The 1,098-nt window shown below is 60.8% G+C and carries 1 protein-coding gene; it reads right to left on the bottom strand.

Annotation, left to right across the window (positions count from 1 at the left end; translation table 11 throughout):
- Positions 1–26 precede the first annotated feature (26 nt).
- Positions 27–1,046, bottom strand: coding sequence for an IS30 family transposase (locus QWY80_RS10155; protein ID WP_435389336.1), 1,020 nt, complete (start codon positions 1,044–1,046; stop codon positions 27–29).
- Between the last annotated feature and the right edge of the window lie 52 nt (positions 1,047–1,098).

The following is a 1,098-nucleotide window of genomic DNA, read 5'->3' as shown; positions in this document are numbered from 1 at the left end:
GGCGGTCTCAAGTTCCAAGCGCAACGCTATTGAAGGGTGCTCGGTCCACCGACGGATTTCTTGAGCACCTCGGCGTAAACTTCCAGCGGCGTTCGCCAGTCCAGTGTCTTACGCGGCCGCGTGTTCAGTGAATCAGCGATCTCATCGAGCTCTTCCTGGCTGTAGACCGACAGATCCGTGCCCTTCGGCAGGTACTGCCGCAACAGCCCGTTGGTGTTCTCATTGGAGCCCCGCTGCCATGGGCTATGCGGATCAGCGAAGTAGATCGCCGTACCGGTCTTCTGAGTGATCTCGGCATGCTTCACCATCTCTCTGCCTTGGTCATAGGTCATTGAGAGACGCAGGGATCGCGGCACTTCATTGAGCTTGTCACTGAAGCCGACGGCCGCCGCCGTAGCCGTGGTGCCGTCCACTTTCGCCAGGATCACCAACCGTGTGGTCCGCTCCACCAGCGTACCGACGGCGGAGCGATTGTTGGCGCCAATGATGAGATCGCCCTCCCAGTGGCCAGGCATCAGGCGGTCTTCGATCTCAGGCGGCCGCATATGGATGCTGACCAGCTCGGGAATCTGCTGGCGTCGATCCTTGCCACGACTGCGTGGCCGACGCTTACCGTTGCCCTGCCGTAAGCAGGCGATGAGTTCCTTCTTGAGGCTGCCGCGGGGCATCACATAGAGCGCGTTGTAGATGGCCTCATGCGAGACCTGGCGACGTGAATCGTTGGGAGACATACGCTTCAGTGTGCGGGCTATCTGTTCCGGTGACCAGTACTTGCGCAGCAGGTAGACCACCGCCTCGAAGAGCTCCCCGTCGGGATGCAGCTTGGGACGCTGACGTGGCCGATGTCGCGTCAGACGGGCCCGGTAGCCCGCCAGACCGGCATCGTAGCCCTTGATGGGATCGACCGTGTGGCGCGCGATTTCTCGCGACACGGTGCTCGGTGCACGGCCCAGATGAGTGGCGATGGCCCGGATCGAATGAGTCGCTCGCATCATCATGATGGCGGCTCGGTCTTCAGCAGAGAGATGGCGATAGCAGTAAGTCATGGCAACACCGTACCTGATGAGTTACGTGTTGCACTTGGTCATTGAGACCGCC

Source organism: Halomonas ramblicola, assembly GCF_030409215.1.
Lineage (GTDB): Bacteria > Pseudomonadota > Gammaproteobacteria > Pseudomonadales > Halomonadaceae > Halomonas > Halomonas ramblicola.
This window is presented reverse-complemented; position numbering and strand designations above follow the sequence as displayed.

What these genes read in the sequence shown, in the direction of transcription:
- QWY80_RS10155 (WP_435389336.1), bottom strand. Translation starts at nt 1,046, where the DNA reads ATGACTTACTGCTATCGCCATCTCTCTGCTGAAGACCGAGCCGCCATC.